Origin of the sequence: Streptomyces sp. NPDC017890, from assembly GCF_044328675.1 — a bacterium.
Lineage (GTDB): Bacteria > Actinomycetota > Actinomycetes > Streptomycetales > Streptomycetaceae > Streptomyces.
In genome coordinates, this window is record NZ_JBIRHU010000003.1 from 220516 (window position 1) to 235996 (window position 15481).

A 15481-nucleotide genomic window follows, 5' to 3' on the forward strand; every position below is an offset into this window, starting at 1 on the left:
TGACAACCCGCCCCGTAGCCTCCGCGCGTGGCCGACATCCACGAAGTCCAGCTCACGCTCGACCTGCCGGACTCCCTCCCACCCCGCGATACGGGCCTGCTGCGCCGGCACTTCGGGCGGGAAGACGGTCGGCAGGCCGCGACGAGTACGAGTACCCCCTCTGGGACGCCCGCGGTCCGGCGCGGCGGACCGGGGGTGTTCTGGTCCGAGAACTGCGCTCGGACGACAGGGGCTGGGCCCTGACCGTGCGGCAGGAGGTACATCCCGACGAGTTCGACGACCTCCGCAGGATGGTGCGGTGGCTCGGTGAGCGCACGGCGAGCCGGGGTGCGATCGGGCACGTCCGCTTCCACGAGTCCGACGTGCCCGATGCGCTGATCGCTCAGGAGGGGACGGTGAGCTGCGCCGTTCTGCCGGTGGATGAGTTCGTCGAGTCGGTGGCCGAGGTGATCCCCGTTCCCCAGCGCGGTGAGCGGAGGGAGGTTGATCTGGACCTTGACGTCGCGCTGGAACCGGTCGCTACTTGTGCAGTGGACGTTGGGCGGCTGTCCATGTCTGTGTCAGCAGTGAACGGAGAGGATGGCGCATGTTCGTCCCCGGTCTTCGATCCAGGCGGTGCAGATGAAGAAGAGACTGTGCGGTGCGGGTGCCGTCCTCGGCGTCCTGGCCACGGTGGGGACATTGCCGGCGCAGGCGTCGTCCCCGGCGCCACGACCGAAGCCGCACACCCTGGCCCTGGGCCCCTCGGACCTGACCGAGACCCGTACCACCACGGCCCTCCAGCCGGGCGTCACCCTCACCCGCATCGTGCGCGGTGCCGCCGACCCGTCGCTGCACTGGACGGTCGAGGTCTCCATACCCGGCGGCGACACCTCCCCGGACCCCGACGCGCCGCCGACCGCCCTGAAGGACAGGGCGAGCGCCGACGAACTGACCGCCGAGCTGAAGCGGGACGGCTTCCAGGCCCGGGCGGAGCAGGTGGCGACACCGAGGACGGCCGACTACGCGGGCGGCACCCTCGGCTGGCGGGTCCGCGTCGGAGCGTACGGCTCACAGTCCGCCGCCACGGCCGAACGCGCACGCCTGAGGACGGCCGGTTACCCGGGATCCGCCGTGTACACCGGCTGGGACGGTGACGCCACGGACCGCGGCCCGTGGCACGTCGACGTGCTCACCATCGACCCGCGTACGTTCCGCGGCAGTCTCGACGCGTCGTACGGCCCGGACCTGGAGAACCGCGAGACCACCAGCGACCTGTCGGTGTCGGCCGACGCGACCGCCGCGGTCAACGCCGGCTTCTTCGTCCTCGACCCCGAGGCGGGCGCTCCGGGCGACCCGGCAGGTGTGGGCGTGTACGACGGACGCCTGCTGAGCGAACCGGTGGCCGGCCGCCCCGGTCTGGTGGTCCACGACAACGGCCGGCGCACGGAGGTCACCCGTCTCACCTGGCGAGGCCACGTCACCGGCCGTCAGTCCACTCTCCGCCTGACCGGCGTCAACCGCGTCCCGGGCCTGATCCGGAACTGCGGCGGTACCGAGGGAGACGCCCCCACCGCACTGCCCCTCCACGACGTCACGTGCACCAACCCCGACGAACTGGTCGCCTTCACACCGGACTACGGTCGGCACACGCCTGGTGGCGAGGGACTGGAGGCCGTACTGGACGCCCACGACCGGGTCGTGGAGCTGCGCTCACCACGAGGCGGAGCACTCCCGCCGGGCGGAAGCTCCCTCCAGGCGACCGGCGGCCGCGTCGCCGGCCTGACCGCCCTCGCCCACGTCGGCCACCGTCTCCGCGTCAGCACGACCCTGCTCGACGAGCGCGGCCACCGGGTGACACCCTCGCCGCGGACCGACATCCTGAACGCCGGCCCCGAACTCGTCCGCGACGGACGGCTCCACGTCACGCCCGCCACCGACGGCATGGTGCGCCCCGGCGACCCGAGTTGGTACTACGGCTGGGTCCACAAGCGCAATCCACGCACGCTGGCCGGAGTGGACGCCGCCGGCCGCACCGTCCTCGTCACCGCCGACGGACGCAGCGCAGGCTCCCTCGGACTCAGCATCACCGAGAGCGCCGAGGTGGCCAGGTCACTCGGCCTGCGCGACGCGGTCAACCTCGACGGCGGTGGCTCGACGACGATGGTGACGAACGGCGACGTGATCAACGCCCCGTCGGACGCCGCAGGCGAACGCCCCGTCGGCGACGCCCTGCTGATCCTGCCCCGCAGGCACGGAAACTGATCCTCGGGTTCCGCACGAAGAGCCGCACCACAGCGCGACGACCAGCAACCCACCTCAGGGAGCCGCCGTGTTCGCGAACGTGTCCACCGTTCCGATAGCCCTCAGAGCCAGGGTCCTCCTGGTCCTGGCCGTACTGCTGGCCACCCTCACACCGACCGCCCCGGCGCTGGCCGCGGGGAGAGCGGGCGCTCCACCGCCCGGCGCCGAAGTCGTCGCCGTGACCCAGGTCGCCGACCGGCAGGTCGACCTGACGGTACGGTCGCCCGCCCTGGGCGGCCGGACGGTCAACGTCCGCCTCCTCACCCCGGACGGCTGGAACCCGGACGACCGGCGCCGGCAGCACTGGCCCACCCTCTGGCTGCTGCACGGCTGCTGCGGCGACTACACCTCGTGGACCGCGATGACCGACGTCGCGGAGACCGAGAGCCTGCGCGACGTCCTCGTCGTCATGCCCGAGGCAGGCTGGAACGGCTGGTACAGCGACTGGTGGAACCACGGCCAGGGCGGTGACCCCGCCTGGGAGACCTTCCACACCGTGGAACTGCGTCGCCTCCTGGAGCGTGACTGGGGCGCCGGCAGGGACCGCGTAGTCGCCGGCCTGTCGATGGGAGGCCAGGGCGCCCTGCTGTACGCCGCCCGCCGTCCCGGCATGTTCAAGGCGACGGCTGCCTACTCCGGCTCCGCCCACCCCCTCCTGAACGACGAGTCGGTCGACCGCATCATGGGCTTCTTCGCCGGCCAGGACAACGACCCGCTCCGCGTCTGGGGCGACCCGGTCGCCCAGCGCCGGATCTGGCGGTCCCACGACCCCTTCCACCTCGCGAAGCGACTCAGGGCGATCCCGGTCTACCTGTCCTGCGGCGACGGCACCACCGGCCCCCTCGACCCGCCCGGCGGCACGAGCGCCCTGGAAGCCGACTTCAACCGACAGAACCACGCGCTGGCCGCGGAGCTGCGACGCGTGGGCGCCCGGCACCTGACCACCAACTTCTACGGACCGGGGACCCACGGCTGGGCGTACTGGGAGCGCGAGCTGCACGCGTCGCTGCCGATGCTGCTGGGGGCGCTGAAGGGCGAGGGCGCTGCCTGAACCGAGGGGGTCGCCCTTCGATGATCAGGACGGGGCGGAGCCGTCGTCGGCCGCCGTGCGCTGACGCCTGTAGTGGCGAGCTGCTCGGGCGCGGTTTCCGCATGACGGCTTGCACCACTCCTGCCGCCCGTGGCTCTGGACGAAGTAGCGCACGCAGCGGGGCGCGGTGCAGGACCGCAACCGCGTGCGCTGCGGGCCGCTGAGGAAGTCGATGGCGGCCCGGGCCAGGGCCGCGACGAGCCGGACGTGCGGATCGATCTCCGCCGACAGCAGCCGGGCGGTAGGGACTCCTTCGACGGGCCAGTCCATCTGCGGGACGACCGGTTCCCGCGCGGCAGCCCTGTTGAGGTGGGCCAGTGCCTGGTCGGCGGTCATCAGACGATGGGCGTCCGCCGGGCTGGGCGGAGCGGGACTGACCGCGCGGGCGAACAGGGCCCGGACCGCCTGCCGGAGCTCGATGATCCCGAGCCTGAGGTTCTCGTCCGCCGCGAGTTCTCCGGCTGGGAGGCCGGTCGGCAAAATCCCCTGCTCCTGGATCCAGTGCGCCGTTCCCTGGACCGTGGCGAGGTCATCGGTGACACCGCCGTCTCCGTCGTGGCGAATCGTGCTCGCGAGTTCCAAGGCCGGCCAGCGCTCCACAAGGCATCCCTTTCCCTCTCGGTGCCCGTCGTCGACCTCTTGATCAGATCGCTGCGCACACCCTAGAGTCCCTAACGGAAAACAAAAAACTTCCGTTAGGGACCGGAGTGGGTGGAAGCACCTGCCCCGGCACAGCACGGCGGCTTGGCCGGCCATTGGGGGAAACTGCGGAATGACGCTGCTCGCGCACATCAGCGACCTGCACCTGGACGGCAGCGAGAGGGCGACCCGACGCGCCACCCGCGTCATGGACTACTTGCGAGCCCTGCCCCACCCGGTCGACGCGCTCCTGGTCACCGGGGACATCGCCGACCACGGCGAGGAGGCCGAGTACGAGGAAGCGGCTCAGATCCTGACCGCCCCCTTCCCCGTGCTCACCTGCCCCGGGAACCACGACTCGCGACCGGCCTACCGCAAGGCCCTGCTCTCGCAGGCGCCGGACCCTGGCCCCGTCAACCAGGTCCACCACATCACCGGCACCGCCATCCTGATGTGCGACTCCACCATCCCGGGCCGCGACGAGGGACGCCTCGACACACAGACACTCGCGTGGATCGACACCACCCTCACGGCGCTGCCCCAGGACACCCCGGCACTGATCGCCTTCCACCAGCCGCCGGTCGAACTCCACCATCCGCTCCCGGACTCCTGCTCGCTCGAAGAGCCCGGACGACTGGCCGGCCTGCTCGACGCGCACCCTCAGGTCGCCGCCGTCCTCACCGGCCACGCCCACACCGCGGCCGCCTCGACCTTCGCCGCGCGTCCGCTCATCGTCGGACCGGCCATCACCTGGACCCTGCGCATGCCCTGGGAGGGCGATCAGGCCGCAGACCGCGACCAGCCGCCCGGCCTCGCCTTCCACATCCTGGACGACGACCGGCGCCTGACCACCCACTACCGCGTCGTGCTCTGACCCTCCGCCCGCACGGTCCGCAGGCTCAGCGGTCCGCCCCTCCGCCGCCGCAGGGTTCGAGGCCGCTGGAAGAAGATGGGCGACGACCGATGAGTTTCTCCCTGATCCGCGGTCATGGATCGTGGTTGGTGCGCCGAGGCCGCGAGCGCGGACGAAGCGTGCACCGACCGAACCCGCTGAGAACCGAACACCAGACATCGAGGACCTTCACATGCGTACCCTGATCAGCACTGCCTTCATCTCGCTCGACGGCGTCGTGGAGGCGCCTGGCGGCGAGCCGGGTTACCGGAACTCGGGGTGGACCTTCAAAGACGTCGAGTTCCTCCCCGAGGCGTTCGCCATCAAGGGCGAGGAGCAGAAGACCGCCACCGCCGTGCTCATGGGCCGGACCAGCTACGAGGCGTTCAGCCCGGTGTGGCCCGACATGGAGGACTTCGCCGACTACAAGGTGATGCCGAAGTACGTCGTCTCCACCACCCTCACCGACGACGACCTGGTGTCGAACTGGGGCGAGACGACGATCCTGCGCTCGCTCGACGACGTCGCCGCGCTGAAGGAGACCGAGGGCGGCCCGATCATCGTCCACGGCAGCGCCTCCCTGAACCAGGCACTCTCGGACGCCGGCCTGATCGACCGTTACCACCTGATCGTCTTCCCGCTGCTGCTCGGTGCGGGCAAGCGTCTCTTCAGCGTCACCGACAAGGACACGCAGAAGCTGAAGCTCGTCGAGCACGAGGCCTACGCCAACGGCCTGCAGAAGAACGTCTTCGACGTGGTCCGCTGACAAGGCCCCCTGCCTCATTCCTCGCTGAGTTCTTGTCGGGAGGTGACAACAGGGCCCCTGCTATGGTGCGCCGATGTCATCGATCAGAGAGTTCCAAGTCACCTTCGACTGCGCGGAACCCGAGCGAGTCGCTCGTTTCTGGTGCGAGGTGCTGGGGTATGTCGTATCGCCGCCGAAGGGATTCGCTACTTGGGACGATTTCGACCGCTCGCGACCGCCTGAGGACCAGGGTTCGTGGTTCGCGTGCAGCGATCCCTCAGGCGCGGGCCCGCGCCTGTTCTTCCAGCGCGTTCCCGAAGGCAAGGTCGTCAAGAACCGGGTGCATCTCGACGTGCGGGTGGGCACCGGGCTCGTCGGTGAGGAGCGCCTGGCCGCGCTCGAGGCCGAATGCGCCCGGCTGCTCCCGCTCGGCGCAGTACGCGTGCGACTACTGGCTGACGACCACGATTCCTGCATCGTGATGCAGGACGTCGAGGGCAACGAGTTCTGCCTCGACTGAGTACGGGATGTCCGCCGAGCCCGCGCGGACCCCGCATACGACGCCATCCAGCGGCCGTGACCCCGGGGAAGCGACAACAAGCCAGGGGGACGAAACCAGTGACACATGGCAGGGACGAGACGGCAGAGCTCATGGGGCGGCTCGCGCGTCAGATGAGCGTGTACGTGAGTGCTGGGCGGCTTCCCGCCGCCGGCCCCGCTCCGGACGAGCCACGGCCTCTCGTCTCCGCCGTCGCCGTCGAGGTGTACGCCCTCGCGCGCCGGCTGCACGAGGAGGACTGGCAGCGGTACGGCTCGGACCCGGTGCCTGTCGAGCAGGTCGAGGCGTCACTCGTGCCGTGGGACGCCCCGGACGCCGCCGGGCTGATGGGAGAACTCGCCTCGGTGAGTCTGCTGTGGCCGTCGTACGCGTACATGGACCGTGGCGAGGCTGATGCGGTCGCCCGGCGTGTGGTGACCGCCCTCGGCCCCGATGCGTGCTGGTGGTCCAACCGGGACGACTTCGGCGTGAGCGGTGTCACCGGGGCCACCATGGACACGCTCGTCACAGGCAGCGACGGTGACCGCTTCGTCTTGTTGATTCATGTGGAGGACGACTGACACGACCGGCGACAGGGCCGCGACGCGCCGTCCTCGTCGCGGTCGCACACGACGACGTCCGCTCGGCGGCCTCGCGCAGCCGCCGCATGACGAGTTCCAGGGACGGCCGGGCATGGGGAACCTGTCGGATAGGTGCGAAGGGCGGCTGCCGCTCGCGGTCGACACGTATCGACCGCGAGCGGGGCATCATGGCTCAGCTCAGCCGTAAGGGATCACCAGCACGGACTTGTCGGTGCCGGTCTGGAGCTTCGAGGTGCCGTTGCCGATGGCACTCCACACCTCGAGACGTATGGTGCCGCCGTCCAGGTCACCCCGTGCGCCCGTGGACGCCTTGAGACCGCGTGCCTGCGTGTACTCCTCCCATCCGGTGACCGGGTCGGTCGCGAAGTAGTGGTACGTCTCGGTCCGGTCGAAGCTGCCGTCGCCGGTGAGGTCGTAGCTGATCCGGGCCTGCTGGCCCAGCCCGACCGTGCTGCCCGCGTCCACCTGGAGCCGGAAGGCGGTCTGCGCACCCGGGGTGAGCTTGCCGTCGACGCCGCGTACCTCGTAGACGAGGGGCTGGTACGGGGTGCCGTCGTGATTGGCGCCGCCGCCAGAGGCGATCGTGTCGCTGCCCGCCGTGCCGCCGGTCGCCGTGCTCAGGGCGCCACCGCTGCGCAGCTGGAAGGTGTTGCCGGTCGGTGGTTCCGGGTCGGGGTCTCCTGAACCGGTTCCGGTGCCGCTCGCGGTGGAACGGGCCGGCACGGAGAGGGTCTTGCCGTCGGAGAAGGTGACGGTGCGGGCCGTGGGCCCGTGGTTGTGGGCCGCGTAGGTCCGGGTCGTGCCCTTGGTGAAGACGGCGGAGGTGGGGATGTCACCGGTCACGGTGGCGTCCGGGGCGCCGAGGGTGTCGAGGGTGTTGACCCAGTGGTAGGTGTGCGCCTTCGACTCCCCCTGCTCCGGGGTGTAGTCGGCGTGGCCCGCGTTCCATTTCGCTTTGGCTGTACCCGGGTCGGCGAAGGACTGGAACTCCCAGAGAATGTCGCGCCATTCGACGGCCGGACCGCCGTTCTCCCTTTCCATCTCGGCGATGTTGCGTCGGATCGCGGCCTTCTCGCCGCCGAGGTGGAGCGATCCGCCGGTCACGGGCAGGACGTTGATGCCGTGGATCTCCTCGGGATTGGCGGTCCACCAGGTGGCGTAGGCGGCGCCACTGCCCCACACCATGCCGGCCGTGTCGTGACCGAACGAGGACGGGAAGACCTGCTCGTCGGCGTCGAACCAGTACTGGGCGATCGACTCCGACTCGGTGGTCAGCAGGTACGTGCCGAGGTCGCGCAGCGCGGTGTCTCCGGTGGCGGAGCCCCACAGGACGAGGGCGGCGCTGAGGTTGGTGGACTCGGAGGAGGACTCCTGGTTGTTGCCGGCCGCGAAGCCCTGGTGGCCGGAGGCCCAGCTGTGGCCGGCGTAGACGTCGAAGCCGCGCAGGAAGGGGAAGGCGGTGTCGGTGCGGCTGGGGTTGGCGGCGTCCCGTACGAGTGTCTCGACCATGCCGCCCCAGGCGGAGTCGGCGGCCCATCCCTGGTCGTACTGGGCGACGATCGCCGCCGCGTAGACGTAGTAGCTGTAGTGGAAGTGGTGGTCGTTCAGCTCGGTGTCGCTGCCGTAGGAGGCGGGGTAGCCGGTGAGGGTCTTCCAGTCCCGGTCGTAGCTGAACTCGTTCGTGCCTCCCGCCGTGAACCAGTCCTGGAGCTTGCCCTTCATCAGGCCGAGCAGCCGGTCACGGACGGCGGTCTCACCGATCTGGTCGGCCAGCGGGACGAGTTGGGCGAGGCGGCCGAGGGCCTTGCCGGTCCAGTAGGTGTCCAAGGCTCCGGAGAAGGGGTCGGCGGCGTTCACGACCTCGTTCAGGTAACCGCGCAGTCTGGCGGCGTCCACCCCGTTCGACCGGGGCAGTGTCGGCAACACCGCCGAGGCCTTCTGGCTCGTCGTGAAGGAGGCCGACTCGCGGACCTTCATGGTGCCGCGCGGTGAGACGTAGGTGTAGGAGGTGAGGGGGTCCGTGGTGTGCAGCCACTGGTGACGGTAGAGGGCCTGGAGCGTGCCCCGCTCGGTGCCCTCCTTCGCCTCGGTGGCGAGCGTGTAAGTGGCTCCGACGCTGCCCCCGGTGTAGCTCCACGTCACCTTGGAGCCGGTGACGAAGCTGTAGGCGTACTTCTTGAACGTGGCCAGTGCACCAGTGGAGGGCAGCACGGCGACGGAGAAGTAGTCCTTGGAACCGAGACCCGCGGTGACGGTGGACCCGGCGACGTTCCAGTCGCTGCCCGTCGGCGCGAAGAGGGCGTAGTGATGCCCGGCGACGGTGATGCCGAGGACGTTGCCCTGGTCGGCGAAGACGGTGGGCGCGCCGGCGGTGGTGATCTGGGCGTTGCCGCCGGAGCCCTTGGCGTACACGAACGGGGAGCCGTGGCCGATGGTGGTGCGCAGGGTGCGGGCGCCGTCGGACCAGTAGGGGGTGACCGTCCAGTCGGACCAGTCGTCGGCCTTGGTGTCGGGGGAGTTGAGGCCGGTCAGTCCGATGGTGAGGTCGCGTTTGTGTGCGTACTCGTACTGGCGTCCGTCGCCGACGACCGCGGGGGTCGTCGGGTAGCCGACGTCGAGCCCGCCGGCCGTGGCCTGGTAGGTGAGGGGGTGTCCGTACATGGGGGTCGAGTACGGGTTGTCGCCGTAGCGCTGGAAGGCGAGGGAGGACCACCAGTCGTTGGTGGGCACGGGCCGGTTCCGGGCGGCTGCGGTCACCTTGGGGGTGACCGGCGTTCCCGTGTTGGTCGTGGGGCCCGAGGTTCCGGGCGGCCGGGTGTCGGAGTAACTGCCGGAGCCTACGGGGACGGTGGCGGCGGACGCCGGAGCGGCGGCCGGACCCAGGCCGACGACGGCGAGGGCTGAGGCCAGCAGCAGAACTACTGCCGGTCTGGTGCGGGGGGTTGGCATGCGGCACCTCAAGTCGTGACAGGAGGAGAGTCTGAGAGCGCTCTCAGATGGCCGGAACGTAAAGGTTCTGTAATGCACGTGTCAATGCATTGAACGCGGCGGATGGTGGCCGGGCCTGAAACCCGTTCGTCTTCACGCGCTCTGGCGGCGCGAGGGTACGGGACTTCCATCGAGCAGAGGTTCGAGAGCGCCGTCGTGTGCACGGCCCGGTCGGCGCCTGACGAAGGGCGCCGGGGCGGCCGCTCGCCGCGGTGGTCACCAGCGCCCACACCGTCCTGCCCGAGCCGTGACGGCGGTCGGCGACGCCCTGGTCGTCGGCCAGGGCAGGGGCAGCGTCTCGTTGACGTCGCTGTCGTAGGGGTGGCCCCAGGAGCCCAGACAGTGCGATACGAACAGCCGGGCCGGACGGGCGCATCGCGGGGCGGAACTGAAGGGCATGGCGAATGCGGTGGCGTCCGCCGGCGAGAGGGAGGGAGCGGGAATGGCCGAGTGGGTCCGCGACGGTCTCGCCTCCGGCCGCAGCCGCCTGGCGCGGGACGGTCCAGGGCGAAGCGTCGGATCCGGGCGGGGCCTGACCCCCGGGCCGCCCCCGACCGAGGCCCGGCCCGCCAGGCAAGGCCCTAGTCCTCGTCCATGGCGAAGCTCAGTAGAGCGGCGCTCGGCTTCTTTCTCTTCTTGGCCGGCCTCTTCACGACCGGCTCGGAGGACTCCGGTTCGGGCGGGGTGTGTCCCGCGGCCCGGCGCTTTTTGCCTCCGGAGGCGGACGCGAACGGTACGTACTCGGCCTCTTCGGGCTCCTCGATGAGGTGCCCGAAGTGCTGCTGGAGGTGCTCGGGGACGGTGCGCTTGAATCTGCGGTCCCAATCCTGCTGCTCCTCCCCGTACTGCGGCCGCGGGCCGTGCTGGAACTCCTTCTCGATGAGGTCCTTGCGTGCCGCGAGGTCCATCTCCTTGATGGCGTCCTCGACGCCGAACACCTTCGTGACCGCGCCCGCCGGGATCGTCCCCTTGATGAGCACCTCGCTGTCGTTCTTGGCCATGGAGCCGATGTCCGGATGTTCCGGTAGGTTCGTCTGACCGAAGACGGCGGGGTTGGCGAGGTTCACCAACCGGACACTGGAACCGAGTTTGGTCACGTCGATCTCGATCACCGGCGCCCAGCGCTTCACGTTGAATGGCTTCGGGGCGTGGTCCAGGTTCTCGGCAGGGCCGCTCTTGAAGTCGTACCTGGCGTAGTTGACGGTCCGGGCCTGGTCAGGGCTGAACGAGATGTACTGCGTGCCGTAGTTGTCCCCGCCCACATGGTGGGCCACGGTGAACGTCGCGTTGGCGTTGACGGGCTCGATGTTCTTCGCCTCGGGCCACTGCTTGAGGGTCTGATAGAGCTTCGTCACCTCCGCTGAGGACGAGAGCCCCGCGCCCAGGTCGCCGTCGGCCTTGGCCACGACGTCGGAGCCGTTCTCGTTGCGCTTGATCTGCGAGGAGATCCGGATCGCCCGGTACAGCTTGGCCGGGCCGCCGCTCTCCGTGTACTCGGCCACGGTCTGCTCGTACGTTTGGTGCGACTGCGTCGCGCTGTGCTGCCCGTCCTCGGCCGACGCCCGCTGGATCATCCGCGTGGCCACCGTGTTCCCCGCTGTGCGCTGGATCGCGGCCACCATGCCCGGGCTCACCGCCCCCCTGGAGCGTGGGTCGAGTGCCGCGGGGACAGAGCCGGACGATGCCGTGCCGCGATCCGCCCTGACCGGTGTGCGGGGGGCCCGACGCCCTTTGGTACTTGCGTCGTCGTGGGCGTGCATGCAAGCCCTTCCTGGGCGGGTTCGCGGTACGGCAACTTTTTGATAGCTCGGGCGATCGGCTGCCGCCAGGTGCGCAAGGTCAGGGAATCGGTCCGAACGGGCAGACCTCGCGGTACGGACTGCGGCCCGCCCCTCGACGGCCCGGAGGGCACCGAACTGCCCACGGCAGACTCCTGATCTCACGGCCGAGGAAGTCCACGCGGGGGCGTCCATGCAGGCGGGTGCGGTATCCGGGGAGGGCGGGCGCTCGTCCCCCGGTGCGGGTGGTGTCGCGGCGGATGATCTCGTAGCCGCCTTCGTCCAGGACGGCCACTGAGGCGAACCACAGGGGGTCGTCCTCGTCGGGCTGGACAACGACGAAGGTGTTGTCGGAGCCGTTGAGGTCGCTGACAATCATGATCAGCGCGTGTCCTCGGAGGGGTGGTCGATGCGGTCGCCGTTCTCGCTGTCGGCGCCGTAGTACTGAGCGGCCATCGTCGTTTCCCCCTCGCCTTGTTCGCCCTGGCCGCGGTCAGCATGGCATGTGGAACCGGCGGCCCGGGCCCGTCACAGCCATTCGCCGATCGCGGCGATCAGGACGGTGGCGTCGAAGCGGAGGGCGAGTTTGTCGAAGCGGGTGGCCACCGCCCGGTTGCGCTTGAGCCGGTTGATCCCGCACTCGACCGCGTGCCGGACCTTGTAGTCCTCGCGGTCGAAGGCCGGAGGCCGCCCGCCGGCCTTCCCGCGCCCTTTGCGGTTGGCGGCCTGGTCAGCTGGCTCTGGGACGGTGCAGCGGATTCCCCGCTGCCGGAGGTAGGCCCGGTTGGCGCGGGGGAAGTACGCCTAATGGGAAGCGAAAGTCGGCGCGAGCTGACCTTGTTCGCAGGCCAGATGGATCTTGGTGGTGACGCCGCCGCGGGACCGGCCAAGACCGTGGCCTTCCGGCGCGGTGCGGGTTCCGCCCGGCGGTTCCTTCTGGGCCTGTCCGTCGCGACGGTGCCTGCGGCGTGCTGATGGGCCCGGCAGATCGTGGAGTCGACGTTGACCTCCCACGTGATCAGCCCTGCCACATCCGCGCGGGCTTGTAGCCGGGGCAGCGGCGCGGGCCAGGTGCCGTCACGCTGCCAGCGGCGGAAAGCCCGTAGACCGTCTGCCACGGCCCGTACTCCCGGGGCAGATCCCGCCACGGAGCACCGGTCCGCACTCGCCAGCGGATCCCGTCGATCAGCTTCCGCCGGCCCACCGAAGGTCTGCCCAGCACCACCACCGGCAACAACGGATCCAGGACCGCCCACTGCTCGTCTGAAAGATCCCCTCGCCCCACACCTAGATCAGCCAGGTGCGAAACGAGGAACGGAACCCACTTTCAAAACACGGCCTACCTGGACGGCGTGGTGGAGGCCGTCGCCGCGCTGTCGGCAGTCGCGGAGGATCTTGTAGTTCTTCATGCGGGAGAAGGTGTGCTCGACGCGGGCACGGACCTTGCGATGCTGCGCGTTGTCCTCTTCCTCGCCCTTCAACAGTGGCCGTCCGGGGCGTTTGCGGTGCGGGACGATCAGGCCCGTGTTGATGTAGGCGCCGTCGCCGAGGACCGTCACGCCCTGGCAGTGCCCAGCCAGGCCGGAGTCCCGCCAGGCTTTCGCGTCCGCCGTGTTGCCGGGCACCGGCCGGGCCGCGGCCACCACCAGGCGGGACTCGGCGTCCACAATGACCTGCACATTCGCCGAGAACCGATAGTTACGGGAGAACGCTCCGACCTTGCGGTCGCGGACCGGGACGAGGGCGCCGTCGACGATCCACAACCGGTCGGTGGCATCGGCGGGGGCCCGGGCCGGCTCGAGCGCGAGCAGCGGACCGAGCCTTTGGATCACCCGGCACACCGTCGTCGGTGAGACAGCGAACAGCGGGGCGAGCTGCCGCATGGTGAGGTTCGTGCGGTAGTACACAGCCACCAGCAGCACCCGCTCAGCCAACGGAAGCCGCCACGGGCGCCCCCAGCCACAGCCCCCGCCACCACGTTCCCGCACCGCCCTCAGCAGCCGACCGAACTGGTCCGCCCGCAGCCCCGTGAACGTCTCAACCCACACCCGCTCTGCCCTCAACACCCCAGCCATACAAGGGAGATGCTCTGCTCACGGCCTTCTGCAACACCCTTTAGCGGCGTACGGCCCTGGTCGGCTCGAACAGAGCACACGCCTGACATTTGGTTTACCTGGGTATCGGACCAGTCTGCCGTTAGCGCGGTCAACAAGGCAATCGTTGAACCGCCGGCAGGTGCTGTGTACGGTTGAGTACTATGGCAGAGACTCCCGCGACCCCGGCCGGCACCATGGTCACCGGCTCCGAGATTGCCCGGCTGGCGGGCGTCACGCGAGCCGCTGTCTCCAACTGGAGACGACGGTATGACGACTTTCCCGCGCCCGTCGGTGGCAGTGTGAACAGCCCTCTCTTCGCTCTGGCCGACGTACAGGCGTGGTTGAACAAGCAGCGGAAGGGCCAGGACCTCTCGCAGGAGGTGCAGCTCTGGCAGGCGTTGCGGGGCGTGTACGGCGATGACATGGTCCGGGGGCTCGCGGCGGTCGCGCAGGCCCTCGCCGCCGACGACGGTGTGCCGGACGATCACGCGATGCCGGAAGAGGCCGTCCGCCTGGCGCGTGTACTCGCCGAGAGCGGATCGGCCGGAGAGGTGGTGGAGGCCCTTGCGGAGAGGTTCACGGATTCCGTGCGCAGGGCGGGATCGGACCAGGTCACCTCGCCCCGCATCGTCCGCGCATTGCGGTACTTCGCGGGCCCGGTGACGCCCGAAGCCACGGTCTTCGATCCGGCATGCGGCATCGGCACCCTGCTGCTCGCCCTCGGCCCGGACCGCGGGCCGAGACGGCGCGGTCAGGAGACCGATATCCGCAGCGCCCGGTTCGCCCAACTGCGCGCGGACCTGACGGGGCGCGCCGGTGTGGAGATTGTCGCCGCAGACTCCCTGCGGGAGGACAAGTGGCCGAGCCTCAAGGCGGACCTCGTGGTCTGCGACCCCCCGGTGGGAGACGCGGACTGGGGACGGGAGGAGCTGCTTCTCGACTCCCGCTGGGAACTGGGCACACCCTCGCGCGCCGAAGGAGAGCTCGCCTGGCTCCAGCACGCCTACGCGCACACCCTCCCCGGCGGCCGGGTCGTCATGGTCATGTCGGCCTCGGTCGCCTACCGCAAGGCCGGCCGGCGCATCCGCGCCGAGCTGGTACGGCGCGGCATCCTCACCCAGGTCATCGCCCTGCCGGCCGGCAGTGCCGCCTCGCACGCCCTTCCCGTGCACCTATGGCACCTGCGCCGCCCGTCTTCCGTGGGCGACGCCGCGACGAGCGTCCGCATGATCGACCTGACGGCGAACGACCCGGACGGAGAGCTGCGGCCCGCACCCGAGCAGATCGCGGACGTCCCCCTCATCGACCTCCTCGACGACACGGTCGACCTCACGCCCGGTCGTCACGTCGAGGAGTCGCACCGCGACTATGCGACCGAGTACCGGGCCATTCGCAAGGAGCTGGTTGAACAGGTGGGCAGGCTGGCCGAGTTGCTGCCGGAACTGGTCGCGGGCGAGGGCCCCGGTGCCCTGGACGGTTCGTCGGTGAGCGTGGCCGACCTCGCACGCGCCGGGCTGGTCGAGTACGCGGACACGGAACCCGTCTCGACCAGTGACCAGCTCGACACGGACTTCCTGCGGGGCTTCCTGCGCAGCGCGTCCAACACCCGTCGCTCCACGAGCGCCAGCGGCACCTTCCGGCTGGATGGCAAGGGAGCCCGCATCCCGCAGATGGACATCGCCGAGCAGCGCCGCTATGGCACCGCTTACCGCAGGCTGCGGGAGTTCGAGGAACGTGCGCGCCGGATCGCCGAGCTGACCAGGCAGGCGACCGAGCTGGCCCGCGACGGCATCGGAAACGGGGCGCTACGGCCGCGGGAATGACTCACCA

At 70.0% G+C, this 15481-nt stretch carries 11 protein-coding genes and 2 pseudogenes; 7 read left to right on the forward strand and 6 right to left on the reverse strand.

Translation table 11 applies throughout. The annotated features are described in order from the left end of the window. The first annotated feature begins 621 nt into the window (after window positions 1–621). Together ACH4F2_RS05870 and ACH4F2_RS05875 are read left to right on the forward strand one after the other, a co-directional pair. Window positions 622–2244 carry a phosphodiester glycosidase family protein gene (locus tag ACH4F2_RS05870; RefSeq protein WP_398131442.1) on the forward strand — a complete coding sequence of 541 codons (1623 nt, stop codon included), beginning with the start codon at window positions 622–624 and terminating at the stop codon, window positions 2242–2244. 67 nt (window positions 2245–2311) lie between these two features. Next, entirely contained in the window at window positions 2312–3334 is a 1023-nt protein-coding gene (locus tag ACH4F2_RS05875; protein WP_398131443.1) for an alpha/beta hydrolase, read from the forward strand. A 24-nt stretch (window positions 3335–3358) separates the two neighbouring features. On the opposite strand, the gene ACH4F2_RS05880 is transcribed toward ACH4F2_RS05875, so the two are convergent. Further along, window positions 3359–3973 (reverse strand): CGNR zinc finger domain-containing protein, encoded by a 615-nt coding sequence (locus tag ACH4F2_RS05880; RefSeq protein ID WP_398131444.1) that lies wholly within the window; start codon window positions 3971–3973, stop codon window positions 3359–3361. A 172-nt stretch (window positions 3974–4145) separates the two neighbouring features. Between ACH4F2_RS05880 and ACH4F2_RS05885 the strand changes: the two genes are divergently transcribed. From ACH4F2_RS05885 to ACH4F2_RS05900, 4 genes are all read left to right on the forward strand, one after another. Then, window positions 4146–4886: a metallophosphoesterase gene (locus ACH4F2_RS05885; RefSeq protein ID WP_398131445.1), complete on the forward strand. Its 741-nt coding sequence runs from the start codon at window positions 4146–4148 to the stop codon at window positions 4884–4886. A gap of 211 nt (window positions 4887–5097) precedes the next feature. Then, window positions 5098–5670 (forward strand): dihydrofolate reductase family protein, encoded by a 573-nt coding sequence (locus ACH4F2_RS05890; RefSeq protein WP_398131446.1) that lies wholly within the window; start codon window positions 5098–5100, stop codon window positions 5668–5670. A 73-nt stretch (window positions 5671–5743) separates the two neighbouring features. Then, window positions 5744–6169, forward strand: coding sequence for a VOC family protein (locus ACH4F2_RS05895; RefSeq protein WP_398131447.1), 426 nt, complete (start codon window positions 5744–5746; stop codon window positions 6167–6169). Between the two features lie 98 nt (window positions 6170–6267). Next, window positions 6268–6768, forward strand: a complete 501-nt coding sequence (locus tag ACH4F2_RS05900; protein ID WP_398131448.1) for a hypothetical protein — start codon at window positions 6268–6270, stop codon at window positions 6766–6768. Between the two features lie 198 nt (window positions 6769–6966). On the opposite strand, the gene ACH4F2_RS05905 is transcribed toward ACH4F2_RS05900, so the two are convergent. From ACH4F2_RS05905 to ACH4F2_RS05925, 5 genes and pseudogenes are all read right to left on the reverse strand, one after another. Further along, on the reverse strand, window positions 6967–9738 hold the full coding sequence (locus ACH4F2_RS05905; protein WP_398131449.1) for a glycosyl hydrolase: 2772 nt from the start codon (window positions 9736–9738) through the stop codon (window positions 6967–6969). Window positions 9739–10358: 620 nt separating this feature from the next. After that, window positions 10359–11399 (reverse strand): hypothetical protein, encoded by a 1041-nt coding sequence (locus ACH4F2_RS05910; RefSeq protein ID WP_398131450.1) that lies wholly within the window; start codon window positions 11397–11399, stop codon window positions 10359–10361. Window positions 11400–11796: 397 nt separating this feature from the next. After that, window positions 11797–12011: pseudogene (locus ACH4F2_RS05915) on the reverse strand (hypothetical protein); the annotation flags it as partial. 72 nt (window positions 12012–12083) lie between these two features. Beyond that, window positions 12084–12840: pseudogene (locus ACH4F2_RS05920) on the reverse strand (IS5 family transposase). 7 nt (window positions 12841–12847) lie between these two features. Continuing rightward, complete coding sequence (locus tag ACH4F2_RS05925) at window positions 12848–13630, reverse strand: transposase family protein (protein WP_398131451.1); 783 nt, start codon at window positions 13628–13630, stop codon at window positions 12848–12850. A 182-nt stretch (window positions 13631–13812) separates the two neighbouring features. Here ACH4F2_RS05925 and ACH4F2_RS05930 point away from each other — a divergent pair, with 182 nt between their 5' ends. After that, entirely contained in the window at window positions 13813–15474 is a 1662-nt protein-coding gene (locus ACH4F2_RS05930; RefSeq protein WP_398131452.1) for an N-6 DNA methylase, read from the forward strand. Window positions 15475–15481 lie beyond the last annotated feature (7 nt).

Coding starts and splice junctions, on each gene's coding strand:
- ACH4F2_RS05885 (WP_398131445.1), top strand. CDS start 4,146: ATGACGCTGCTCGCGCACATCAGCGACCTGCACCTGGACGGCAGCGAG.
- ACH4F2_RS05890 (WP_398131446.1), top strand. CDS start 5,098: ATGCGTACCCTGATCAGCACTGCCTTCATCTCGCTCGACGGCGTCGTG.
- ACH4F2_RS05910 (WP_398131450.1), bottom strand. CDS start 11,399: ATGGTGGCCGCGATCCAGCGCACAGCGGGGAACACGGTGGCCACGCGG.
- ACH4F2_RS05905 (WP_398131449.1), bottom strand. CDS start 9,738: ATGCCAACCCCCCGCACCAGACCGGCAGTAGTTCTGCTGCTGGCCTCA.
- ACH4F2_RS05930 (WP_398131452.1), top strand. CDS start 13,813: ATGGCAGAGACTCCCGCGACCCCGGCCGGCACCATGGTCACCGGCTCC.
- ACH4F2_RS05870 (WP_398131442.1), top strand. CDS start 622: ATGAAGAAGAGACTGTGCGGTGCGGGTGCCGTCCTCGGCGTCCTGGCC.
- ACH4F2_RS05895 (WP_398131447.1), top strand. CDS start 5,744: ATGTCATCGATCAGAGAGTTCCAAGTCACCTTCGACTGCGCGGAACCC.
- ACH4F2_RS05925 (WP_398131451.1), bottom strand. CDS start 13,630: ATGGCTGGGGTGTTGAGGGCAGAGCGGGTGTGGGTTGAGACGTTCACG.